We start from the raw sequence: 22587 nt of genomic DNA, 5'->3' as shown, positions 1-22587 counted from the left end.
TCACCATGGAGATCCTCGTTGCTGTCATAGCTTTCGCCGGCGCGCTCCTGGCCGCCGTCGCGGCCGGTGCCCTGATCCAACGGCTGCGCGACGACCCTGAGGGATGGCTTGTCGCCTGGACCGTTGCAGTCGTGGCGCTCTGTCTCGCGTTGGGCGTGATCGGCCTCGGCTACCTCATCGGCTTCGGCGGCGTCACTTTCCGCATCTATCAGGTGACGGGATCGTTGCTGGCGCCGCTGTGGCTGGCGGTCGGGCTGGTGCAGCTGCTGTCGGAGAAGGCTCCGCCGAGGTTCCTGGCCTGGCTGGCGGGCATCGCGCTGAGCTTCGTGACCGTGGTCATCATGGTGTGGGACCCGCTGAAGAACGAGGAGATGGGCAGGTCGCTGCCGGCCGCGTCCAACCACTGGAACCTCTTTCCCGGCTACCTGCTGATCGCCGTGCACGCCGTGGCCGTGCTCCTCATGCTGGCGATGCTGGTGGTGGCCGGGATCAAGTGGCGCAACGGCGACGAATACGACACCGACAACCTGCACGCGACCGTGGTCATCGTGCCGTCGGGGCTGGCGCTCGTGGGGGCGATGCGGTTCGCGGTGCCGCCGCTGTTCACGACCGCGTTGCTGGCGGTGGCGGGAGCGGCGGTCTGGTACACCGTGCTGAGGCCGCTGGCGCCGTACGAGGACGACGACGAGGACGACTTCGGTCCCGACGGCGACGAGCGCCTCTCGCGCCGCGAGGAGCGCTCTCAGCGCCGCGAGGAACGGGTGCCGCGTGACGAACGGATGCCGCGCGGCGACCGCGCCCCGCGCGACGAGCGCCCCATGCCGCTGGACGAGCGCCAGATGACACCTGGCGACCGTCCCATGTTCCGCGACGAGCCGCCGGGCGACCGCCCGATGTTCCGCGACGAGATGCCGGGCGGCGGCGGGCGCAGGGGCATGCCCGAGCCGATGCAGGCGGCCGAGATGTCGCCCCCGCCACCGCGCAGGGCGTCGGGTCTGGGGGACCTGGTGGCCGAATACCGCGCGGGCGACCAGGAGATCGACTACGCGGCCCGGATGGCGCCGCCGCCCGACGCCGGGCCTTCGACCGGCTACATCATGAACGGCGCGCCGCCCCAGCGGCCCGACTACACTCTGTCACCGTCGGCGCCCGGCACCGGCGCGGTCTTCCCCGGCGCCGACGTCTTCACCCCCGCCCAGCAGCAGCCGGGCTCCGGGCGGCTCTCGCCCACGATCTACGGCCTGCTCACCGTCTTCACCATCATGGACGGCGCGGGCGACGCGTTCGACCGGCTGGCCGAGGCGACCGTCGAGGCCGTGCGCAGGGGCGAGCCCGACACGCTCGTGTACGCCTGCCATTCGGTGAAGTCGGCGCCGCTCCAGCGCATCGTCTACGAGCTCTACCGCGACGAGGTCGCCTACCGCGACCACCAGCGCCAGCCGCACGTGGAGCGGTTCGTCAACGAGCGGCAGACGATGGTGCTGGCCACCAACGTCATCGAGCTCGACGTCAACGCCGCCAAGGTGGTGCCGCTGCCCACCGTCCCGTACTGACCGCGGCTCCCGTTCCGCCTGCCGTCACGTTGCGAACGTGGCTCCCGTCTCCCCGGCCGTCACGTTTCGAGCGCGGCCCTCAGCCTGGCCTCGTCGACCCGCCAGAAGTCGTGCTGGACCCCGTCGATCAGCGTCACCGGGATCATCTCCCAGTATTTCTCGGTCAGCTCCGCCGACGACTCGATGCTGACCTCCTCCCACGGCACGCCCAGCTCGCCCGCGACCCTGGCGATGACCTCGCGCGCGTCGTCACACAAGTGACACCCGGGCTTGCCGAGCAAGGTGATGCGATGCATGGAGCAACCGTACCGCCGCCGACTTTGTGCATCGGTTCACAAAGGGATTAACCTGAAAGACGGTTCGATTCCTATCACGCGGTCCCCAAGCCGCCCGTTCCCTGGAGCACCGGCACGTGAAGAGCCCGTCCCAGCCCCGCGACCGCGGCATCCCCGAAGCCACGGTGGCCCGGCTCCCGTTGTACCTTCGGGCGCTGCACGGGATGGCGGAGCGGGGGATCGCGACCGTCAGCTCGGAAGACCTGGCCGTCGCCGCAGGGGTCAACTCGGCCAAATTGCGCAAGGATCTGTCACACCTGGGCTCCTACGGCACGCGGGGCGTAGGATATGACGTCGAATACCTCGTCTATCAGATCTCCCGCGAGCTCGGACTGACCCAGGACTGGGCGGTAGCGATCGTCGGAGTCGGTAACCTCGGCCGCGCGCTGGCCAACTACGGCGGTTTCGTCTCCAGGGGCTTCCGGGTCGCGGCGCTCGTGGACGCCGACCCCGAAGTGGTGGGCGACACCATCGCGGGGTTGAATGTGGAGCACATCGACGAACTGGAAGCCGTGATCGGGCGGCGCGGAGTCTCGATCGTGGTTCTGGCGACACCGGCGGCAGCGGCGCAGGCGGTCTGCGACCGTGTGATCGCCGCGGGCGTCACCAGCATCCTGAACTTCGCCCCTGTTGTACTTTCCGTGCCGGACAGCGTCGATGTCCGTAAAGTCGACCTATCAATCGAACTGCAGATTCTCGCGTTCCACGAGCAACGCAAGGCTGGGGGGCCACTCATGGCGATGGACGGTCAATGAGTGTTCTGGCTGTAGGACTCAGTCACCGGACCGCGCCGGTGGCACTGCTGGAGCGTGTCTCGATGACCGGTGAGGCGCTGGTCAAGCTCCTGCACGACGTACGACAGGACTCCTGCGTCGCCGAGGCCATGGTGATCTCGACCTGCAACCGGGTCGAGGTGCTGGTCACCGCCGACCGCTTCCACGCCGCCGTCACCGCCGTCACCGACCTGCTGAGCGTCCACTCCGGCGTGCCCGTCGAGGAGCTGCGGCCGCACTTCTTCGTGCACTACGAGGAGCGGGCCGTCGAGCACCTGTTCTCCGTCGTGTGCGGGCTCGACTCCATGGTCGTCGGCGAGGGCCAGATCCTCGGCCAGGTCCGCCAGGCGCTCAAGCTGGCCCAGCGGCAGGGCACCGTCGGCGCCACCCTCAACGAGCTGGTCCAGCAGGCACTGCGGGTCGGCAAGCGGGCCCACCACGAGACAGGCATCGACAAGCACGGCGCCTCGCTCGTCTCCGCCGGGCTCGCCCTGGCAGGCGACCTGACCGGGCGGCGCGCCCTGGTGGTGGGGGCCGGCTCCATGAGCTCCCTGGCCGCCGTCACGCTCGCCCGCGCGGGCGTCACCGACATCACCGTGGCCAACCGCACCTTCGAGCGCGGGGCCAGGCTGGCCGAGTCCGTCGGCGGGCGGGCGGTCGGGTTCGGCGCCGTGGCCGGCGAGCTGGCCGACGCCGACATCGTCATCACCTGCACCGGCGCCGGTCGCCACGTCGTCACCCCCGCCATGCTGAGCGGGCCCGCGTTCCTGCTCGACCTGGCGCTGCCGCACGACATCGACCCCGCCGTACGCGAGGTGCCCGGCGTCACGCTGGTGGACCTGGAGACGATCCAGGAGTCCGGCATCGGCTCCGCCGAGGGCGACGCCGTACGCACCGTACGCGACCTCGTGGCCGGCGAGCTGCGCGCCTACCTCGACGCCGAGCGGGCGGCCAAGGTCACCCCGACCGTGGTGGCGCTGCGCAGCAAGGCCGCGGGCGTGGTCGAGTCCGAGCTGGGCCGGCTCCTCATGCGCGTGCCCGAGCTCGACGAGCGGGCGCGCGACGAGGTCGCCATGACCGTGCAGCGGGTGGTGGACAAGCTGCTCCACGAGCCGACTGTGCGTGTCAAGCAGCTCGCCACCTGCCCAGGGGGCGATCATTATGCCGAAGCCCTGCGCGAGTTGTTCGACCTGGATCCGAAGATGCCCGAGGCCGTGAGGGAGGTGGAGCTGTGACGACCCGAACGCGCGCGCTGCGGCTCGGCACCCGCCGCAGCCTCATGGCGACCACGCAGTCCGGCATGGTGGCCGACGCCTACGTCCAGCGCACCGGGCGCGCGATCGAGCTGGTCGGCGTCACGACGTTCGGCGACGTCACCAAGGCCCACCTGGCCCAGCTCGGCGGCACGGGTGTGTTCGTCAACGCGCTGCGCGACAAGCTCGCCGAGGACGAGATCGACTTCGCCGTCCACTCGCTGAAGGACCTGCCGACCACGCAGGACCCGCGCTTCGTGCTGGCCGCCATCCCCGCCCGCCACGACCACCGCGACGCGCTGGTCGGCACGCACAAGTTCGCCGACCTCGCGCCGGGCGCCAGGGTCGGCACCGGCTCGCCGCGCCGGGTGGCCATGCTCAGCGCGCTCCGCCCCGACCTGGAATACGTCCCGATCCGCGGCAACGCCGACACCCGCATCGGCAAGGTCACCTCGGGCGAGCTCGACGCCGTCGTGCTCGCCTCGGCCGGCCTGGAGCGGATCGGCCGCAGCCACGAGATCGCGCAGATCTTCGAGAACGAGGAGCTGCTGCCCGCCCCCGGCCAGGGGGCGCTGGCCGTCGAGTGCCGCGCCGACCGCTCCGACCTGATCGAGTTCCTGCGGGTGCTCGACGACCCGTCAACCCGCTCCGCGGTGATCGCCGAGCGTGCCGTGCTGAACGCGCTGGAGGCCGGGTGTTCCGCCCCGGTGGGTGCTTTCGCGGCCGATGACGGGCACACTCTGAACCTGACCGCTGTGGTCGTCTCCATCGACGGCCGCGAAGCGGTCCGCAAGTCCGCCGCCGGCTCTCCTTCGGAGGCTGCGAAACTGGGCCGCCTCCTAGCGGCCGAGATGATCGCCGAAGGGGCCGACAGATTGATGGGGGAGCAATCCCATTGAGCTCCGATAGTCCGACCTCCGGTTTCGTCGCGTTCGTGGGCGCGGGTCCCGGCGATCCCAACCTGCTCACGCTCCGCGCCGCCGAACTGCTCGGCAAGGCCGACGCGGTGGTGCTCGACGACGAAACGCAAAGCCCGCTGCTGCGCCACTGCCGTGAAGGCGTCGAGATCGCCGAGCGCGACTTCGTCAAGCGTGCCGCCCGCGGGCAGCTCGTGGTGCGCCTGTGCGCGGGCGACCCGATGCTGTTCTCCTCGATCACCGAGGAGGTCGCGGCCTGCGCCGCGGCGGAGGTCGACTTCGAGATCGTGCCCGGCGTGCCGCCCGCGACCGCCGTGCTCACCTACGCCGGCATCCCGGCGGCCAGCGCCGTGCCCGAGTTCAGGATCGTCGACGCCGCCCAGGACCAGGACTGGGCCGTCCACGCCGCCTGCCGCGGCACGCTGGTCATCTACAACGGCATCGGCGACGCCGTGCCCATCGGCAAGGCGCTGATCGCGGGCGGCAAGCCCGACACCACGCCCGTCGCGGTCAGCAGCGGCGGCACCACCACCGAGCAGTACACCGTCGTGTCCACGCTCGGCCGGCTCCAGGCCGACCTCAAGCACGCCGGCTTCACCGAGCCCGCGCTGATCGTGGTCGGCGAGGCCGTCGGGCTGCGTGACAAGCTCTCGTGGTTCGAGACCAAGCCGCTGTTCGGCTGGCGGGTGCTGGTGCCCCGTACGAAGGAGCAGTCGCGCAGCCTCTCCGAGCAGCTCGTCGCCTACGGCGCGGTGCCCGAGGAGGTGCCGACCATCTCGGTCGAGCCGCCGCGCACGCCGCAGCAGATGGACCGCGCGATCAAGGGCCTGGTCACGGGCCGCTACGAGTGGGTGGCCTTCACCAGCGCCAACGCGGTCAAGGCCGTACGCGAGAAGTTCGAGGAATACGGCCTCGACGCCCGCGCCTTCGCCGGGCTCAAGGTGGCGGCCGTGGGCGACGCGACCGCGCGCGCCCTGGTCGAGTTCGGGGTCAAGCCCGACCTGCTGCCCTCCGGCGAGCAGTCGTCGGAAGGGCTCGTGGCCGAGTGGCCGCCCTACGACTCGATGCTCGACCCGATCAACCGGGTGCTGCTCCCGCGCGCCGACATCTCCACCGACACGCTCGTGGCCGGGCTCACCGAGCTGGGCTGGGAGTGCGACGACGTCACCGCGTACCGCACCGTGCGGGCCGCGCCGCCGCCCGCGCCGATCCGCGAGGCCATCAAGGGCGGCGGCTTCGACGCCGTGCTCTTCACGTCCTCGTCCACCGTGCGCAACCTCGTCGGCATCGCCGGCAAGCCGCACAACGTCACCGTGATCGCGGTCATCGGGCCGCAGACGGCCAAGACCGCCGAGGAGTTCGGGCTCCGCGTCGACGTCATGGCCGACACACCGTCCGCCTCCGCCTTGGCCGCCGCCGTGGCCGAGTTCGGGGCCAAGCAGCGTCAGGCGGCACTGGCCGCGGGCGACACCCCGCGCCGGCCCTCGCAAAACCGCCGTGGCGCCAGGAGGAGAGCCAAATGAGTGCCGCGCAGTTCCCCGTCGCCCGTCCCCGCAGGCTGCGCCGTGGCCCGGCCATGCGCCGCCTGGTCCAGGGCACCCGGCTGCACGCCGCCGACCTGATCCTGCCCATGTTCGTCAAGGAAGGGCTCACCGAGCCGCAGCCCGTGACCTCGATGCCGGGCGTGTTCCAGCACACGCGCGACTCGCTGCGCAAGGCCGCCCACGAGGCCGCCGAGGCCGGCGTGGGCGGGCTGATCCTGTTCGGCATCCCCGCCGTGAAGGACGCCCGCGGCTCGGCGGGCGACGACCCCGACGGGATCCTGCAGCAGGCGCTGCGCGACGTGCACGCCGAGGTCGGCGACGCTCTCGTGGTGATGGCCGACACCTGCCTCGACGAGTTCACCGACCACGGCCACTGCGGCATCCTCACCCCGTCGGGCGACGTCGACAACGACGCCACCCTTGAGCGGTACGCCTCCGTCGCGGTCGCCCAGGCCGAGGCCGGGGCCCACATGGTGGCGCCGAGCGGGATGATGGACGGGCAGGTCGGCGCGATCCGCACGGCGCTCGACGCGGCCGGTCACGCCGGCGTCCCGATCCTGGCCTATTCCATCAAATACTCCTCCGCCTTGTACGGGCCGTTCCGCGAGGCAGCCGAGTGCGCGCCGCAGTTCGGCGACCGCAGCACCCACCAGCAGGACCCCGCGGGCCCGCAGGACGAGGCGCTGCGCGAGGTCCGCCTCGACCTGGCGGAAGGCGCCGACGCCGTCATGGTCAAGCCGGCGGGGGCCTACCTCGACGTCATCGCCCACGTCCGCGCCGAGGTCGACGTGCCCGTGGCCGCCTACCAGGTGAGCGGCGAGTACGCGATGATCGAGGCCGCGGCGGCCAACGGCTGGGTCGACCGGGACCGGATGATCCACGAGTCGCTGGTCGCGATCAAGCGCGCCGGGGCCGACCTGATCCTCACCTACTGGGCCGTGGAAGTGGCACGAGGGCTCTAACCAAGGGGTTTCCCGTCAACTCCTGGGGCCCGTGGGTTAGAGTTGAAGGACTAGTGCTGGTGTGTCCCGCGTGTGCGTACAGCCCGGGATCCGGGACCTCTTCAGGCACTGTGAGGCGACGGGAGACACCATGGTGGGGGTACCACTGGCTCGGCGTACCAAAAAACGCGCGCGGCCGACACGCATCGACGCCGTGCTCGAATACGCCGCCCTGGGCTGGCCCGTGGTGCCCGGCGCCTACGCGCTGCGCACCGGGCCGCGTGCCTGCTCCTGTGACCGGGTCGGCTGTCCCGACCCGGGCGCCCATCCGCTGTCGCCCGCCTGGCATCTGCAGGCCACGACCGACCCGGCCCTGCTCACGCGCTGGTGGCAGGCCGAGCCCGAGGCCGGTGTGATTCTGCCCACGGGGCGCGTGTTCGACGTCTTCGACGTACCGCTCGCCGCCGGCCTGTCGGCCCTCACCCGGATCGACGCCGCCGACGCCCACCCAGGCCCGGTCGCCGCCAACGGCGACCGGGTCTTGTTCTACGTGGCCACGAGGGGCAATCCGGAGGACGAGGACGAGTGGTGGTCGTGCCACCTCGACTGCGACCCCGCGACCATCGACGACACGCCTGGGCTGCGCTGGCACTGCCGCGACAGCTACGTCGTGGCCCCGCCATCGACGCTGCCCGGCGGCCAGAGCGTCACCTGGCTGCGCGCCCCCGACGGGCGGCCCCTGCCCGACCCGCTGCTCCTGCTGGAGTGGCTGGCCGACTGAGCAGGCCCTGGCCGGGCGCCGATTCGGGGCAGATCCGGCGCTGATTTCTGGGCGGATTTCTGGGCTGCTTTCGGCGCTGAGCGGAAGCGCCTGCCTGCGGTGCGGGGGCGCGGGGTGGCGCGGCTAACCTGGATCGGTGAGCCGTACACAGAAGTCCGACGACCTGTTCGCCCGCGCCCGCCAGATCGTCCCCGGTGGCGTCAACTCCCCGGTGCGCGCGTTCGGCGCGGTGGGCGGCACGCCCCGCTTCATGGCCTCGGGGCAGGGCCCCTACATCACCGACGTCGACGGCAACCGCTACGTCGACCTGGTCTGCTCGTGGGGCCCGATGATCCTCGGTCACCGCCATCCCGCCGTCGTCGAGGCGGTCTCCGGCGCGGTGGCCGGCGGGTTCTCCTACGGCACCGCGACGCAGGGCGAGGTCGAGCTGGCCGAGGCGATCGCCGAGCGGGTCGCGCCGGTCGAGAAGGTGCGGCTGGTCAGCTCCGGCACCGAGGCGACGATGAGCGCCGTACGGCTGGCCAGGGGCTTCACCGGGCGGTCCAAGGTGATCAAGTTCGCCGGCTGCTACCACGGCCATGTCGACGCGCTGCTGGCCGCGGCCGGCTCCGGCGTCGCCACGTTCGGGCTGCCCGACACCCCCGGCGTGACGGGGGCGTCGGCGGCCGACACGATCGTGCTGCCGTACAACGACATCGAGGCCGTCGAGGCGGCGTTCGCGTCGGCCGAGATCGCTTGCGTCATCACCGAGGCGTGCCCGGCCAACATGGGCGTCGTCCCGCCGCGCGACGGGTTCAACGCGCGCCTGCGCGAGCTGTGCACGGCGGGCGGCGCGCTGCTCATCGTGGACGAGGTGCTGACGGGCTTCCGCGTCTCGGCGGCCGGCTGGTACGGCCTCGACCCCGTCGACGCCGACCTGATGACGTTCGGCAAGGTCATGGGCGGCGGGCTGCCGGCGGCGGCGTTCGGCGGCCGGGCCGACGTCATGGGCCACCTCGCGCCCGAGGGCCCCGTCTACCAGGCGGGCACGCTGTCGGGCAACCCGCTGGCCTGCGCGGCGGGCCTGGCGACGCTGCGCGCCCTCGACGCGGAGGCGTACGCGCGGGTGGACGACGCGGCGCTGAAGGTCGGGCAGGCCGCCTCCGAGGCGCTGTCGGCCGCCGGGGTGCCGCACCGGCTGCAGCGGGCGGGCAGCCTGTTCTCGATCTTCTTCACGGACGCGGAGGTGACGAACTTCGCCGAGGCCAAGACACAGAACACGGCGGCGTTCACGGCCTTCTTCCACGCGATGCTCGACCAGGGCGTCTACCTGCCGCCGTCGGCCTACGAGGCGTGGTTCCTGTCGGCCTCCCACGACGACGAGGCGCTCGGCCGCGTCGCCGAAGCCCTGCCCGCCGCCGCCAAGGCGGCCGCCGCCGTCCTCTGACCCCGTCGAGACAGGGAAGGCCGCGACCAGGGGAGTCGCGGCCGGTAGGACAGTGGGGCCCGGGACCGGTCCGGTGGGCGCAGGGGCCTGCGAGCGCGTGGTCGGCTCAGTGGGTGCGGGGGCTATGAGGGCGTGGCCGCCGGTTCGGCGGTGGCGGGCCTACGAGGGCGTGGCTGCGGGTTCGACGGATGCTGGGCGGCGGGGTCTGGTGCCGGCGTAGAGGACGCCGGAGACGATGAGCGCGGCGGCCAGCAGTTCGGGCCAGGACAGCGCTTCGCCGGTCACCAGGGCGGCCGACGACATGCCGAAGACGGGCACGAGCAGAGTGTACGGCGCCACGGTCGAGGCGTCGTAACGCCGCAGCAGCCAGCCCCAGACGCCGAAGCCGCCCAGGGTCGAGACGAAGGCCACGTACACGAGGGAAAGCCAGCCCTCCATGGCGGTGCTCAGCACCGGCGCCCCTTCCACCAGCACCGACAGGAGCAGGAGAGGCGGCGCGGAGAAGGCGCTCACCCAGACCATGAAACGCAGGGAGTCGGGCGGCGCGGCGCGGCGCTGGACGACGTTCCCCAGCCCCCAAGCCGCGGCGGCGGCCACGCACAGGGCGAAGGCGCCCAGCGGGCCGGCGACGCCGAAGTCGAACGCGACCAGGGCCAGCCCGCAGAACGCGACGGCCAGCCCGAGCACGCGGCGGGCGGTGAGCCGCTCACCGAGCAGCGTCACCGCGAACAGCACGGTGAACAGCGCCTGCATCTGCAGGACGAGGGAGGTCAGGCCGGCCGGCATGCCCGCTCGCATTCCCACGAGCAGGAGCCCGAACTGGCCGGCTCCCAGGGTGGCCGCCACCCCGGCGACCCAGCGCCACGGGACTCCCGGCCGGCCCACGAAGAGCAGGGCGGGGAACGCGGCCATGGCGAAGCGGACGCCGGCGTACAGCAGGGGCGGGAAGTACCGCAGGCCGATCTGCATGACCACGAAGTTGAAGCCCCAGACGGCCGCGAGGCCGACGGCGAGGGCGAGGTGGCGGGGGCTCACTCAGCGAGCTCAGCGAGCGGGCTTCTGGTACCGGATCCGCTGGTCGCGGGCCTGCTCGGCGAGCACCTTGAGGTAGGACACGGAACCGGTCTGCTGCTTCTTCGTCTTCAGGATTCTCATGCATCTATTTTCATCTGCTACACATTCAACGACAAGCGAGACTTTCTACGCTAAACAGTTTAGGCTGGCTTACATGTTGGACTTGAACCGGTTGAAGGCACTTCACGCAGTCCACGTCTACGGTTCTGTCGGGGCCGCCGCGGACGCGCTCATGGTCACGCCGTCGGCGGTGTCGCAGCAGATCGCCAAGCTGGAGCGCGAGACCGGCGCCAGGCTGATGGAGCGCAACGGTCGCGGCGTGCGCCTGACCGACGCGGCCGGGCTGCTCGCCGAGCACGCCGAACGTATCCTCGCCCTGGTCGAGACCGCGGAGGCCGACTTCGAGGCGCTGCGTGGCGAGGTCGTCGGCCGGCTCAACATCGCCGCCTTCCCCACCGCCGCGCGCGGGCTCATGCCGGGCGCGCTCGTCTCGCTCAGAGGCCGCCATCCCGATCTGCAGGTGCAGCTCAGCGAGCGCGATCCCGAACGGGTGGTGCGCGAGGTGGCCAGGGGCGAGCTGGACCTGGGCGTGATCCAGGACTGGCTCAACCGGCCCATGGCCATCCCCGAGGGCCTGTCCAAGGCGACGCTGCTGGACGACGTGGCCGACGTGGCCATCCCGGCCGCGCACCCGCTGGCCGATCGGCGCGAGGTCGAGCTGGCCGCGCTGAGCGGCGAGCAGTGGATCAGCGGCGCCCCCGGCACGGTCTGTCACGACTGGCTGGTCTACACGCTGCGCAGCGCCTCGCTGGAGCCGGAGATCTCGTGCATGGCCGACGAGTACCCGACCCAGCTCGCGCTGGTGGCGGCGGGCCTGGGCTGCGCGATCGTGCCGCGGCTCGGCCGTGACTGCGTGCCCGACGGCGCCCGGCTCGTCCCGCTCCTGCCGCGCCAGTCCCGGCGCATCTACGCGATCTGGCGCCAGGACGCGGCCCGCCGCCCCGCGATCCGCGCCATGGTCGACGCCCTGGTCGAGGCCAGCAAACAGCAGGAGAACGCCTGGGCCGTCACCTGACGACCACCCGCGAGTCGGCCCAGGGCGCGGCGAGCAGGCCAGGTCACGGCGGATCAGCTCGGGGCAGATAAGCGCAGCGCGGATCAGCTCAGGGCGATCGCCACGACGCCGCCGAGGATGACGGCCGCCGCCATCAACCGGCGCCGTACGTCGCCCTCGGCCAGCAGCCGTCCCCCGAGCAAGACCGCGATCAGCACGCTGACCTCGCGGGCCGGCGCCACCACGCTGACCGGCGCCATCGTGAACGCGAACAGGATCAGCAGGTACGACACGAAGATCAGCACGGCCGCCCCCACCACCCGGTACCGATGCTCCCGCCAGACCGGCCGGATCAGCGCCCGCCGGGCGCCGAGCACGAAGGGCGTGAGCGCCAGCGCCCGCAGCACCTCGCCGAGGTAGTTCAGCATGATCGGCGCCACCGCGAACGCGCTCACCACCCGCGAGTCCCACACCGTGTACGCGGCGATGAACACCCCCACGACCAGCCCGGGAACCAGCCCTTTGAGCTCCGCGTGCCCGCCGCCCATCAGGAACACCCCGGCCCCGATCAGCACGATCCCGGCGATGTTGGCGGCCGACGGGCGCTCGCCCAGGAACAGCACCGCGACCAGGCAGGCCAGCATCGGCCCCGTGCCCCGGGCGACCGGGTAGACGACCGACAGGTCGCTGCGGCCGTACCCGCGCTGGAGCAGCACGAAGTAGCCGAGGTGGAGCATCATGCTGCCGCCCGCCACCGCGAGGTCCTTCCAGGTGACGGGAGTGCCCGTGACCAGCAGGAACCCGGCGAACAGCGGGCTCCAGACGACGGCCGCCGACACGGCGACGAGCCAGAGGAAGACAGGCCCGTCGGCCAGGGCGGCGCGCTTGCTCAGCAGATTCCAGGTGGCGTGGGAGACGGCGGCGGTCAGGACGAGGACGAATGCCCATGGGCTCACGCGGGAGGCTCCTTCCGGCCCGACTTTACCCCGCGCGCCTCGCGGGCCCTGGCGGCGCGGCGCGGCCGAGCGGATAGGCTGTGGCCACCATGGCTGAAACCACCGTCGTCCACCTGCTGCGCCACGGTGAGGTGCACAATCCCGGGGGCGTCCTCTACGGCAGGCTGCCCGGCTACCACCTGTCGGAGACAGGTCACCTCATGGCCGAGACGGTCGCCAAGGCGGTCGGCGGCCGTGACATCGTCGCCATCTACAGCTCGCCGCTGGAGCGCGCGCGGGAGACGGCGGCTCCGCTCGCCGCGAAACTCGGCATCGACGTCGTCCGGGACGAGCGGCTGATCGAGGCGGGCAACCTGCTGGAGGGCCGGGTTCTGGGCCAGGGGCTGGCCGTGCTGCGCAACCCGCGCAACTACCGCTATTTCTGGAATCCGATGCGTCCGTCCTGGGGTGAGCCCTATCCGGTCATCGTCCGGCGGATGAAGTCGATCATCGACGAGGCGCGGGCGGCGGCGCGCGGCCACGAGGCGGTGCTGGTCAGCCACCAGCTCCCGATCTGGGCGATCAGGTCGGCCGCGGAGGGCCGCAGGCTGTGGCACGACCCCCGCCGCCGGCAGTGCGCGCTGGCCAGCCTCACGACGCTCACGTTCGACGGCGATCGTCTGGTCAGCATCGGTTACAGCGAGCCGGCCGGAGGTCTGGAGACGGGACCCACCGTCCCCGGCGCCTGATGTTCCGGGCAGAGCGCCCTGCGAGACGGGCCCGCCGTCGCCGGGGCCTGATGTCCGGGGCGGAAGGACGCACCGGTAGAGTTGCAAGCTCTACCGGTTGTAGTACAAGGAGATCTTCCTCCGTGCGCGCCAAGTCCATCTCCCTCCTTCTCCTGGCCCCCCTGGCTCTTCTGGCCGCCGGCTGCGCGGGCTCTCAGGGCGGGCAGCCCCAGGCCGGTGACACCCGGTTCGTCCCGGGCGACGGGAAGATGCAGGTGTTCGAGACGAGCGAGCGCAAGGCCGCGCCCGCGATCGAGGGGCCGACCCTCGACGGCGCCACCGCCTCGCTGGCCGCGCACAAGGGCAAGGTCGTGGTGCTCAACTTCTGGGCGTCCTGGTGCGGCCCGTGCCGGGCCGAGGCGCCGGTGCTCAAGGAGGTCGCGGCCAAGACCAAGGCCGGCGGCGTCGAGTTCCTCGGCGTCGACTTCAAGGACCGCCAGGCCGACGCGAAGGCGTTCGAGCGCACCGAGCAGACCGGCTACCCCCACATCTTCGACCAGCCCGGCAAGGTCGCGCTGGCCTTCCAGGGCACGGTGCCGCCCGCGGCGATCCCGTCCACGCTGATCATCGACAAGCAGGGCAGGATCGCGGCCAGGGCGCTGGGCGCGGTCAAATACACCGACCTGATGAACGCGGTGACCAAGGTGCGCGATGAGTGACGTCGTCGCCTCGGGCTCGCTGCTCCTGGCCGTGCCCATCGCGGTGCTGGCGGGTGTGGTGTCGTTCCTGTCGCCGTGCGTGCTGCCGCTGGTGCCCGGCTACCTGTCGTACGTGACCGGCATGAGCGCCGACCCCAAGCGGGGGCGGCTGGTGCTGGGGACGGCGCTGTTCGTGGCCGGGTTCGGGCTGGTGTTCGTGCTCAGCGGGGCGCTGTTCGGCGGGCTCGGGTCCGTCCTGCTGGGCAACGCGGAGATCATCACCCGAGTGCTCGGTGTGCTCACCATCGGGCTCGGGCTCGCCTTCCTCGGCGTGCTGCCGGGCCTGATGCGCGACGTGCGCATCCACCGCCTGCCCGCCGCGGGGCTGGCGGGCGCGCCGCTGCTCGGGGTGGTGTTCGGGCTCGGTTGGACGCCGTGCATCGGGCCGACGCTGGCCGTCGTGCTGACGCTCGGGATCAACGAGGGCAGCGCAGGACGCGGCGCGCTCCTGGCCGTGGCGTACGCCCTGGGCCTCGGTCTGCCCTTCGTGGGCGCGGCGCTGGCCTACAGCCGGGCCCTGCGTACGTTCCGGGCCATCCGCAAGCACTCGCGCCTGATCACCAGGGTCGGCGGCGGCATGATGGTGGCCGTCGGCGTGCTGCTCGTGACCGGGCTCTGGGGAGAGATGATCGCGGCCATGCAGGGCTTGATCGGCGCGTTCGAGCCGGTGATCTGATGAGCGTCGACGAGCTGGAGCGCAAGCGGGCGCCCGAGCGGGCCTCGTTCGGGGCCGTGGCCTGGCTGCGCTGGGTGTGGCGCACGCTCACCTCGATGAAGACGGCCCTCATCCTGCTGTTCCTGCTCGCGCTCGGTTCGGTGCCCGGCTCGCTGGTGCCGCAGCGCGGCGTCGAGCCCGACAAGGTCGCCCGGCTCTACGAGCAGAGCCCGACGCTGGCCGCGTGGTACGACCGGTTCCAGCTCTTCGAGGTCTTCACCTCGGTCTGGTTCGCCGCCATCTACCTGCTGCTGTTCACCTCGCTGATCGGCTGCGTCATCCCGCGTGTCACGACGTACGTACGCGAGCTGCGCCGCAAGCCGCCCGCCGCGCCGAAGAACCTGTCCAGGCTGCCCCACACCGCCTCGTTCGAGACCGGGCTGGACGACGGGCCCGGGGTCGAGCAGGCCGCGCGGCGGCTGCGCCGGCTGCGCTTCCGCGTCGTGACGGGCGACGGCTGGGTGTCGGCCGAGAAGGGCTATCTGCGCGAGACCGGCAACCTGCTCTTCCACATCGCCCTGCTCGGCATCCTGCTCGCCATCGGGGGCGGCTCGCTCTACGGCTACCGGGGCAACGTGCTGGTCGTCGAGGGCGACGGCTTCGCCAACACCGTGGCCGCCTACGACCGGTTCTTCCCGGGCAGCCAGGTCTCGGCCGAGTCGCTGGAGCCGTTCTCCTTCCAGCTCCAGGACCTCAAGGTGGCCTACCAGGTCACCGGCGACAAGCGCGGGCAGGTGCTCGACTACACCGCCCACCTCAAGGTCAACGACTCGCCGCAGGCGCCGGCCCGCGACTACGACCTCAAGGTCAACGATCCGCTGGAGGTCGACGGCACGCAGACGTACCTGATCGGCAACGGCTACGCGCCCGTGTTCAGGGTGACCGACGGCAAGGGGCAGGTGGCCTTCGAGGGGCCCGTGGCCTGCCTGATCGAGGAGAAGGCCACGATGACCTCGGGCTGCGTGGTCAAGGTGCCCGACGCGCGGCCGTCGCAGCTCGGGTTCCTGCTGCGCTTCCTGCCGACCAGCGTGCCGCTGACCGACGGCAACCACGCCTCGGCCTTCCCCGGCGAGCTCAACCCCGAGGTGCAGGTGCTCGGCGCCTTCTCCGGCGATCTGGGCGTACGCTCGGGCAAGCCGCAGTCGGTCTACGAGCTGGCCGAGCCCGAGGTGCTGAAGAAGCTCAACCGGCTGTTCATGGGCTCCAACACGCCCAAGCCGCTGGCCGTGGGGCAGTCGGTGGACCTGCCCGGCGGGCTGGGCAAGCTCGAGTTCACCGGCGTCAAGGAGTGGATCACGCTCCAGACGGCCTACGACCCGGGCCGCATGCCCGCGTTGATCGCGGCCGGCACGGCCGTCGTCGCCATCGCGCTCTCGCTCATGATCCGCCGCCGCCGGGTGTTCGTCCGGATCGCGGGCGGCCGGGTCGAGGTGGGCGGCCTGACCCGTACGGAAGGGTCCGCGACGGGCTTCGCCGAGGAGTTCGCCGGGATCGTCAAGGTTCTATCAGCAGCAGGAGACAAGGATGTCCGCTGAGCAGCTAGCCGAGCTGAGCGACCTGTTCGTCGTCGCAGCCGTCTTGCTCTACGTCTTCGCCATGGTCGGCTTCGCCGTCGATCTCGCCTTCGGCCGGGCCCGTTCCGACCGGGCCGCCGCTGGAGAGCCGGTCGAGGCCAGACAGCCGGTCGCGGTCGGAGCCGCCGTGACGGGCGGGGAGTCCTCCGCGACGTCCGAGGCGTCCCAGGCGCCGGAAGTGGCGTCAGAAGCGGCGGCAGGGGCGGCGGCGGGAGCTGTGGCAGGGGCCGCTGAGACGGGCACGGAGGCCGTGAAGGCGGCGGGCGGGCCCAACGGTCCCGCGCGGGCCGGCACGGTGGCTCTGGCGCTCGCCTGGCTCGGCTGGGCCGCCAACTTCGGCGCCCTCGTCACCCGCGGCCTGGCCGTGGACCGGTGGCCGTGGGGCAACATGTACGAGTTCGTGGTCGCGATCTCCTTCGCCGCCGTGACCGCGTTCCTCGTCACCCAGATTCGCCACAACGTGCGCTTCATGGGCGCGTTCGTCATGGTCACCGCCGCGCTCGGCCTCGGGCTCGCGGTCAAGGTGTTCTACACGGTCGCGGGGCCGGTGGTGCCGGCGCTGGACTCATACTGGATCGCCATTCACGTCAGCGCCGCCATCATCGCCACCGGCCTGATGACGATGGCCGGGGTGTCCGGCATCCTCTACCTGGCGCGCGGCGACGGCGCGTCACGCCTGCCGTCCCGCGCGGACCTGGAGCGGGTGGCGCACCGGGCGATCGTGTTCGCGTTCCCGCTGTGGACGTTCGCCGTCATCGCGGGTGCGCTGTGGGCGGACCGGGCGTGGGGCCGCTACTGGGGCTGGGACCCCAAGGAGGTGTGGGCCTTCATCACCTGGGTGGCCTACGCCGCCTATCTGCACGCCAAGGCGACGGCCGGATGGAAGGGCAGGGCATCGACGATCGTGCAGCTCGTGGCGTTCGGCTGCCTGCTGTTCAACCTGATCGGCGTCAACATCTTCATCGACGGCCTGCACAGCTACGCCGACGTCGACTGACGCACGGCGGCTGAGTTTCTGAGACGGGCTTACTGAAACGGCCGTCCGCTCACGTCGGACGGCGCAGGGCGGGCCGGCTCGCAGCCGGCCCGTTCGTGCTGTCCGGCTCTGTCTAGCTCACGCCGGCTAGCTCACGTCGTCGCCGCGCATGCGGCGGTCGAGGTCGCGCAGGAAGTCGGGGTCGTCATCCGGCCCCTTCGGTATGCCCGGCCCCGGGGGCACGGGCCACGCCGCCCGAGGGGCGCGCGGACGGCCACGCGCCATCCACACCACGCCGCCGAGCAGAGGGATGACTACGACGATGAGGATCCACAGTGCCTTTGGTACGTTCCTAACCTCGTCTTCGGGCGTGGTGACCACGTCGAAAAGCGAGAAGAGCCAGAAGACCAGCAGCGCCAGGCCAATCAGAACAACTGCCATGCCCGAACTGTAAGCCATCGCACGACCTGATCGTGCTGCCCGATGTCCCATATCGGGTGACTAGCGGAAGATCCGCGTCGTACGGTGGAAACGGATGTGACGGTGTCCACGGGGGTCCGCGTGGCCGGGTGGGCATCCACGGGCGTTGAGAGGTGCGATGGCCTTTTCTGCGGACAGGAGTCCGGGCGACAAAGGTCGGCATCGGCGCGGCCGCTGGTGGCGGCGCGGTTCCTACCTCTTCTCCCGCCGCGCCGAGGCCCCGCCCGACGCCGAGCGCTCCTTCTGGTCCAGGACCCGTGAGCGGCGCCAGGAGGCCAAGGCGGCCGCGCGGCGCGAGGCGGCGCGGCGCCCCGGCGAGGGCAGGCCCGACCGGTCAGGCTGGCCCGGCGACGGCCGGCCCGATCGTTCCGGCTGGCCGGGCGGCGAACACGCCGAGCGCGTGGCTTGGCCCGGCGAGCCCGAGCGGGCGTACGGGCCCGGCGGGCGCGACAGGGCGTCCGGGCCTGAAGGGCACGAGAGGGCCGCGTGGCCCGGCGGTGGCGAGCGTGAGCGGATGACGTGGCCGGGCGGCGACGCCCCCGGGCCGTGGGAAAGGCGTCATGAGATGAGCCGGGACGGATTCACGCTGCGCGAACACGGCGAACGGCTGCCCGCCGCCGTCATGATGGACCGCCCCCGCTACACCTGGTACGACTTCGAGCTGGCCGACCAGCCGCTCAGGGCCCAGCCCAACCGCCCCGACGCGCCCTCGCTCGGCGACGGCCTGCGCCACTGCGGGAAGCTGGAGACGATCCTGCACCGTCAGTGGGACGCCAGGCGCGGCCGGCCCCCGGTGGACCTCATCCGCGCCGTGGAGAGCCTGGCCAGACTGCCGGAACGGCTGAAGGAGCTGCTCGCGGAGGGCCTGGAGGGCATCTACGTCGGCCCTGGCGGCGTCCCCGACCTCGACGACATGGGTTACTTACGCGGCGCCCCGCTCCCGTCGGGCCGCGCGACCTGGGACATCTGCGCGGGCGCGTACGGCGACCGCAAGATCGTCGTGGGCGACCGCCCCTCACCGACCCCCGACGTGATGATGCACGAGGTGGGCCACGCGATCGACGACATCGACTCGGCCTACGGCGCCTGGGTGTCCGACTCGCCGGAGTTCGTACGGCTCTACGAAACGGCCGTCCCGCTGCTGGCCTCGACGTTCCACCGCCAGGGCGGCGGGCTGGGCCGCAAGGAGTTCTTCGCCGACGCCTTCGCCGCCATCGCCTCCCGCCAGCGCCCGGCCCTCGTCGACATGCTCGGCGGCGACACGCGCATGGCGCTCGACATCATGCTGTTCTTCAACCGGCGCTACGGAATCTAGGTGATCGGCCATGTACGTCATCCGGCTCGCGGACGGGACACTGCGCGTGCCGCAGAGCCTGTCCAGCGAAGACGGGCGTCTGATCGGCAACGCGTACGTGGACGTGCAACCCGGTGACCCCGACTACGAGCAGTGGTTGCCGGAATCGCTGACCGAGGAGGAGCTGGAGCTGCGCCGCCGTCGCTGGGAAGAGGAGAACGACGAGCTGGAGCGCGAGTTCCTGGCCTTCAAGGCGCGACAGGAGGACGCCTGAGCCGGCGACCCGGGAAAGACGCGAGAGACGTTCAGCCGGTAGAAAGACGCAAGAGACGTCAGGCAGGGAGAAAAGAGCGCCTTCGAGCGGGGCACTGGTCGCCGCCTGTGCGGGGAGATCGGGCAGGCGCCAGCCACGGTCGGCGGTTGGCGCCGCCCCGTGCTCGCCGTACGAAAGTGTGGCCGGAAAGCACGCCGAACAAGTGGGTCCCGCCAGCGGTGATCCTGGGGGTGGTGGTCGCCGTTGCCGACGGGCCACCGTGCAGGATCACCGACTTGACGGAACGTCAGACGCGCGGGGACTCACCTGCTGGCCTGTCGGCCGTAAGAACGTCCTCGCCTCGGAGAAGGGCGTGGACTTCCGACTCGCGGAAGCGCCGGTGCCCTCCGGGGGTGCGGATACTGCTGATGCGGCCTGCCGCAGCCCAGCGCGTAACCGTCTTTGGGTCTACCCGGAAGAGGGCGGCAACCTCTCCAGGGGTCAGCAGACGCTCGCTGCTACTCTCCACCAATCTCTCCCCCTCGCATCCCGCTTCCTGCCAGCGGGCGGACAGGTAACAAGTGTGTCGAGCGAAGCCTGATTTATCCGTGGTTTTCGACAAAGATCACGGGTTGTTATCAGCTGACTGCCCGATTGTTATATGATAGAGCCTCTTTGGGGCTCTCGTGGGTGTTTCTTTACGAAACTCCCTAACTGGGAACAGTAGCAGTGCTCGCGACCGATGCGAAGAGCGAGCCGTACGCAGGTCCGAGTAACCTCGACCTGTGCGTCCCGTTCTCCTTTACACCGCGTCCAGGCTCGCCCTGTTTCTCGTGACTCTCGGTGTCCTGTTCCTGCTAGGACTGCAAAACCCGCTCGCGCTGATCGCGGCTTCTTTCTTGATCAGCGGCATAGCGAGCTACGTCTTGCTGTCGAAGCAGCGTGACGCCGTCAGCGAGCGTCTCAGCCACAGGATCGACCGCCCCAAGCCGCAAGACGACTAGGGCAGGGGGAACATGCCAATCCGGGCATGGTACTCCCGTCCGAGTCTCGTTGTGTCGCTACCGACAAGTAGTCCGCCGCTGTGCGCGTAAAACGCCTTCACGCCGATGCCGCGCTCCCGAGTGGGATTCCAACTGAGCGCCTTTCCGGTACGCGGATGAATGGCGCCGATGCCAGGCCGTGACACCGCGCCCGGCCCCGCCGAGTCGCGGCCCCGTGGATTGTCCAGCCAGCGCTGATGTCCTCCGACGTAGACGGCCGCGCCGGTCACCGCGACGGCGTAGAGCGAGTCGCCGCCCGTGGCGTTGGCCCAGGTGGGCCGGATGGCCGAGCCCCTGCTGTAGGTCTCGAACCTGGCGGCCGTGTCGCAGATCCCGCCCCTGGCGCCGCCGGTGGTGACCACCGCGAAATAGCTGCCGTCGGGGGAGAAGTCGAGGCCCCGTACATAGGAGGGGAAGTTCGGGCTGCACGCCTGCGCGTACGCCTCCGTACGCCAGGGCGCGACTTTGGCCTGCGCGCCGCCGACGTCGATCAGCCCGAGCTGCGGCCGGGAGTGGCCGCCGAGCGTGGTGAACGAGCCGTCCACGGCCAGCCGGTCGCGTGAGACGGCCAGCGCGTGCACCTTCACCCGCGTGGTCAGCGGCCCGCCCGGCGTGATGGCGAAGGCCGGGTCGGCCGCGCCGGTGGTGGCGTCGAGCCCGGCCAGCGCCGTACGCGGGCTGGTGAAGTCGCCGCCGACGTACAGCCTGGCGCCCTGCCTGACCACCGAGGTGACCATGCCGCCGCCGATGCGCGGATCGAAGCCGGGCGTGAGCGAGCCGTCGGCGAGGGCGAGCCTGGCCAGGCCGCGGGCGCGCTGGTGGTTGACGCCGTGGAACTCGCCGCCCACATAGACGGTGCCGCGGTCGCCGGCGGCCAGGCCGAAGACCGGCCCGGCCACGCTCGGCGCGAAGCCGGGCAGGATCCGGCCGGTGACCAGGTCGTAGGCGAACAGGTTGTCGCGCGCGTGGATCGTTCCACGGGCGGCGTCGCTCACTTCGCTGAACGAGCCGCCGACGACGACGGTGCGCCCGACGACGGTGATGGCGTTGACGATGCCGTCGAGCACATGAGGGGTGGTGTCTATCGGGTCGGCCGACACGACGCGCGGATGCGCGGCGGGAGCCGAGGCGATGATGGCCGCAAGGGCGACACGGGAAAGCATTCGCCAATATCTAGCAGACGTTGCGTAGTCTCATGGCTACTTTCCGTCGATTGTCCAGGATGGGCGTGTCCGCCTGTCCGGGGGCGCCGGCCCGTAGGGTGTGGGGCATGACGCGCGCTCAGTTGGACAAACAGCCGGATGAGGTCGCCGCGATGTTCGATCGCACCGCCCGGCGCTACGACCTGGTCAATGACGTGATCTCGCTCGGGCAGGTGAGGCTCTGGCGCAAGGCGGTGGCCGCCGCCGTGGACGCGGGTCCCGGTGAGCTCGTGCTCGATCTGGGGGCCGGCACCGGCACCTCCACCGACGCGTTCACCACGCTGGGTGCGCGGGCCATCGCCTCCGACTTCTCGCTCGGCATGCTCCGCACCGGCGTGGCCCGCCACGGGGGCAACGCGCTGTCGGGGGCCGGGGTGCCGTTCCTCGCGGGTGACGCGACGCGGCTGCCCTTCGCCGACGACGTGTTCGACGCGGTGACGATCTCGGTGGCGCTGCGCAACGTGCACGACACCGGCATGGCGCTGCGGGAGATGCTGCGCGTGACCAAGCCGGGCGGGCGGCTGGTCATTCTGGAGTTCTCCCATGTGACGATCAAAGCGTTCGACCTCGTCTACCGCGAATATCTGATGCGGATGCTGCCGAAGGTGGCCAAGGTGTTCGGGTCCAACGACGACTCCTACGAATATCTGGCCGAGTCGATCAGAGACTGGCCCGATCAGCGGACGCTGGCCAGGACCATCCAGGAGGCCGGCTGGGAACGCGTCGCCTGGCGCAATCTCACCGCGGGGATCGTGGCCGTGCACCGGGGTTTCAAGCCCGCTTGATCTTGCCGGGCGGTCGCGCGTTTCGCGGGTAATTTCAGTGGGACGAGTCCGGCGGAAAAAATGCCGGCGGCGATTCGCGAGCGCCGGACCGGATCGACGGCCCACTCCCCGCAGTCGTGCGGCGCTCCTGACCGGCCGCGCTCGGATCCAGTCAGGGCCTGCTGCTAGCGTGACGGATCATGAGTGCGCTGCC

At 71.2% G+C, this 22587-nt stretch carries 24 protein-coding genes; 18 read left to right on the top strand and 6 right to left on the bottom strand.

Features of this window, described 5'->3' with window-relative positions:
- The first annotated feature begins 5 nt into the window (after positions 1-5).
- Positions 6-1553: an antibiotic biosynthesis monooxygenase gene (locus AB0C27_RS21120; RefSeq protein WP_357846359.1), complete on the top strand. Its 1548-nt coding sequence runs from the start codon at positions 6-8 to the stop codon at positions 1551-1553.
- 59 nt (positions 1554-1612) lie between these two features.
- Here AB0C27_RS21120 and AB0C27_RS21115 read toward each other — a convergent pair whose 3' ends face one another.
- The gene (locus tag AB0C27_RS21115; protein WP_357846357.1) at positions 1613-1849 is read right to left on the bottom strand and encodes a glutaredoxin family protein; all 237 of its coding nucleotides are present in this window, start codon (positions 1847-1849) and stop codon (positions 1613-1615) included.
- Between the two features lie 116 nt (positions 1850-1965).
- Here AB0C27_RS21115 and AB0C27_RS21110 point away from each other — a divergent pair, with 116 nt between their 5' ends.
- The 7 genes from AB0C27_RS21110 to hemL all read left to right on the top strand — a co-directional run bounded on the left by AB0C27_RS21110 (position 1966) and on the right by hemL (position 9523).
- Positions 1966-2643: a redox-sensing transcriptional repressor Rex gene (locus tag AB0C27_RS21110; protein WP_357846355.1), complete on the top strand. Its 678-nt coding sequence runs from the start codon at positions 1966-1968 to the stop codon at positions 2641-2643.
- Positions 2640-3896: a glutamyl-tRNA reductase gene (locus tag AB0C27_RS21105; RefSeq protein ID WP_357846353.1), complete on the top strand. Its 1257-nt coding sequence runs from the start codon at positions 2640-2642 to the stop codon at positions 3894-3896. Before AB0C27_RS21110 ends, AB0C27_RS21105 begins: the two co-directional genes overlap by 4 nt.
- Complete coding sequence (gene hemC / locus AB0C27_RS21100; RefSeq protein WP_357846351.1) at positions 3893-4813, top strand: hydroxymethylbilane synthase; 921 nt, start codon at positions 3893-3895, stop codon at positions 4811-4813. Before AB0C27_RS21105 ends, hemC begins: the two co-directional genes overlap by 4 nt.
- A complete protein-coding gene (locus AB0C27_RS21095; protein WP_357846349.1) occupies positions 4810-6354 on the top strand; it encodes a bifunctional uroporphyrinogen-III C-methyltransferase/uroporphyrinogen-III synthase in 1545 nt (514 codons plus the stop codon). Before hemC ends, AB0C27_RS21095 begins: the two co-directional genes overlap by 4 nt.
- Positions 6351-7337 carry a porphobilinogen synthase gene (hemB, locus tag AB0C27_RS21090; RefSeq protein ID WP_357846347.1) on the top strand — a complete coding sequence of 329 codons (987 nt, stop codon included), beginning with the start codon at positions 6351-6353 and terminating at the stop codon, positions 7335-7337. Before AB0C27_RS21095 ends, hemB begins: the two co-directional genes overlap by 4 nt.
- Before the next feature lie 130 nt (positions 7338-7467).
- Positions 7468-8097: a bifunctional DNA primase/polymerase gene (locus AB0C27_RS21085; RefSeq protein WP_357846346.1), complete on the top strand. Its 630-nt coding sequence runs from the start codon at positions 7468-7470 to the stop codon at positions 8095-8097.
- 136 nt (positions 8098-8233) lie between these two features.
- On the top strand, positions 8234-9523 hold the full coding sequence (gene hemL / locus AB0C27_RS21080; RefSeq protein ID WP_357846344.1) for a glutamate-1-semialdehyde 2,1-aminomutase: 1290 nt from the start codon (positions 8234-8236) through the stop codon (positions 9521-9523).
- Between the two features lie 159 nt (positions 9524-9682).
- On the opposite strand, the gene AB0C27_RS21075 is transcribed toward hemL, so the two are convergent.
- Positions 9683-10558, bottom strand: a complete 876-nt coding sequence (locus tag AB0C27_RS21075; protein WP_357846342.1) for an EamA family transporter — start codon at positions 10556-10558, stop codon at positions 9683-9685.
- Positions 10559-10751: 193 nt separating this feature from the next.
- Between AB0C27_RS21075 and AB0C27_RS21070 the strand changes: the two genes are divergently transcribed.
- Positions 10752-11672, top strand: coding sequence for a LysR family transcriptional regulator (locus AB0C27_RS21070; protein WP_346100964.1), 921 nt, complete (start codon positions 10752-10754; stop codon positions 11670-11672).
- A gap of 83 nt (positions 11673-11755) precedes the next feature.
- Here the strand turns inward: AB0C27_RS21070 and AB0C27_RS21065 are convergent, their stop codons facing one another.
- Complete coding sequence (locus tag AB0C27_RS21065) at positions 11756-12607, bottom strand: DMT family transporter (protein ID WP_357846339.1); 852 nt, start codon at positions 12605-12607, stop codon at positions 11756-11758.
- 89 nt (positions 12608-12696) lie between these two features.
- Here AB0C27_RS21065 and AB0C27_RS21060 point away from each other — a divergent pair, with 89 nt between their 5' ends.
- From AB0C27_RS21060 to ccsB, 5 genes are all read left to right on the top strand, one after another.
- Positions 12697-13335, top strand: a complete 639-nt coding sequence (locus AB0C27_RS21060) for a histidine phosphatase family protein (RefSeq protein ID WP_357846337.1) — start codon at positions 12697-12699, stop codon at positions 13333-13335.
- 122 nt (positions 13336-13457) lie between these two features.
- Positions 13458-14033, top strand: coding sequence for a TlpA disulfide reductase family protein (locus tag AB0C27_RS21055; protein WP_357846335.1), 576 nt, complete (start codon positions 13458-13460; stop codon positions 14031-14033).
- A complete protein-coding gene (locus AB0C27_RS21050; protein WP_357846333.1) occupies positions 14026-14748 on the top strand; it encodes a cytochrome c biogenesis protein CcdA in 723 nt (240 codons plus the stop codon). Before AB0C27_RS21055 ends, AB0C27_RS21050 begins: the two co-directional genes overlap by 8 nt.
- Positions 14748-16322, top strand: a complete 1575-nt coding sequence (locus AB0C27_RS21045; RefSeq protein WP_357846331.1) for a cytochrome c biogenesis protein ResB — start codon at positions 14748-14750, stop codon at positions 16320-16322. The genes AB0C27_RS21050 and AB0C27_RS21045 overlap by 1 nt, the downstream gene beginning before the upstream one ends.
- A complete protein-coding gene (gene ccsB / locus AB0C27_RS21040) occupies positions 16312-17358 on the top strand; it encodes a c-type cytochrome biogenesis protein CcsB (protein WP_357846329.1) in 1047 nt (348 codons plus the stop codon). The genes AB0C27_RS21045 and ccsB overlap by 11 nt, the downstream gene beginning before the upstream one ends.
- Before the next feature lie 126 nt (positions 17359-17484).
- Here ccsB and AB0C27_RS21035 read toward each other — a convergent pair whose 3' ends face one another.
- Positions 17485-17778 carry a PLDc N-terminal domain-containing protein gene (locus tag AB0C27_RS21035; protein ID WP_357846326.1) on the bottom strand — a complete coding sequence of 98 codons (294 nt, stop codon included), beginning with the start codon at positions 17776-17778 and terminating at the stop codon, positions 17485-17487.
- A gap of 157 nt (positions 17779-17935) precedes the next feature.
- Here AB0C27_RS21035 and AB0C27_RS21030 point away from each other — a divergent pair, with 157 nt between their 5' ends.
- Positions 17936-19132 carry a hypothetical protein gene (locus AB0C27_RS21030; protein WP_357846324.1) on the top strand — a complete coding sequence of 399 codons (1197 nt, stop codon included), beginning with the start codon at positions 17936-17938 and terminating at the stop codon, positions 19130-19132.
- Between the two features lie 10 nt (positions 19133-19142).
- Complete coding sequence (locus tag AB0C27_RS21025) at positions 19143-19385, top strand: hypothetical protein (RefSeq protein ID WP_357846322.1); 243 nt, start codon at positions 19143-19145, stop codon at positions 19383-19385.
- A 286-nt stretch (positions 19386-19671) separates the two neighbouring features.
- On the opposite strand, the gene AB0C27_RS21020 is transcribed toward AB0C27_RS21025, so the two are convergent.
- Entirely contained in the window at positions 19672-19893 is a 222-nt protein-coding gene (locus tag AB0C27_RS21020) for a BldC family transcriptional regulator (protein WP_026214226.1), read from the bottom strand.
- A 256-nt stretch (positions 19894-20149) separates the two neighbouring features.
- Here AB0C27_RS21020 and AB0C27_RS21015 point away from each other — a divergent pair, with 256 nt between their 5' ends.
- A complete protein-coding gene (locus AB0C27_RS21015; protein WP_357846320.1) occupies positions 20150-20368 on the top strand; it encodes a DUF4229 domain-containing protein in 219 nt (72 codons plus the stop codon).
- On the opposite strand, the gene AB0C27_RS21010 is transcribed toward AB0C27_RS21015, so the two are convergent.
- Entirely contained in the window at positions 20365-21570 is a 1206-nt protein-coding gene (locus AB0C27_RS21010) for a hypothetical protein (protein WP_357846318.1), read from the bottom strand. The genes AB0C27_RS21015 and AB0C27_RS21010 overlap by 4 nt on opposite strands.
- Before the next feature lie 107 nt (positions 21571-21677).
- Between AB0C27_RS21010 and AB0C27_RS21005 the strand changes: the two genes are divergently transcribed.
- Positions 21678-22394: a demethylmenaquinone methyltransferase gene (locus tag AB0C27_RS21005; protein ID WP_357846316.1), complete on the top strand. Its 717-nt coding sequence runs from the start codon at positions 21678-21680 to the stop codon at positions 22392-22394.
- The last annotated feature ends 193 nt before the right edge of the window (positions 22395-22587 follow it).

Source organism: Nonomuraea sp. NPDC048882, from assembly GCF_040649755.1.
Taxonomy (GTDB): domain Bacteria; phylum Actinomycetota; class Actinomycetes; order Streptosporangiales; family Streptosporangiaceae; genus Nonomuraea; species Nonomuraea maheshkhaliensis.
This window is presented reverse-complemented; position numbering and strand designations above follow the sequence as displayed.